The 508-nt window shown below is 43.9% G+C and carries 1 protein-coding gene; it reads right to left on the reverse strand.

Annotated elements, in window-relative coordinates; all coding sequences use genetic code 11:
- Positions 1-508, reverse strand: a 508-nt coding sequence (locus AB4482_RS22480) for a transposase (RefSeq protein WP_372181744.1), incomplete at both ends; no start/stop codon positions are given.

Genomic DNA, 508 nt, shown 5'->3' on the forward strand with positions numbered 1-508 from the left:
ATTAGCTTTATCTTGTTGTTTATCCCTTCTAGGGTGCAGGTGTTTAGCGGATAACTTGCCGATGCGATAATACCGTGAAGATAAGGACTCAGTTTTCGTGCGAACTCTTTCAATGGCTTAATTCCACTCTCTTGTACTTGTGCCCACCAAGCCTCCCAGAGCCCTTTAGCATGTGCTTCTGATTCACAATACCAAAGCTCTTTGAGTTGTGCCCCGAGTATATAAGTGGTCATTAAGTCCTTATTGATATTCAATATTTCTGTAAGATAGCTGTCTTGCCGTGGATTTAAGTTGCCTCTATTTTTCAACAACACCCAGCGTGAGCGCTTGACCCATTGCCTCGCTTTTTTATCTTGCTTGAGTTTGTTGGCTTGGTCGACTCTGACTCTATCCATTACCTCACGACCGAACTTAGCAACAACATGGAATAAGTCGTAAACGATTTTTGCGTTCGGGCAATGCGCTTGAACTTCAAGGTCAAAAGCCGTATTCATGTCCATCGCGACCG

This window comes from Vibrio sp. 10N.222.55.C7, from assembly GCF_041473335.1.
In the GTDB taxonomy this organism is placed as follows: Bacteria; Pseudomonadota; Gammaproteobacteria; order Enterobacterales; family Vibrionaceae; genus Vibrio; species Vibrio crassostreae_C.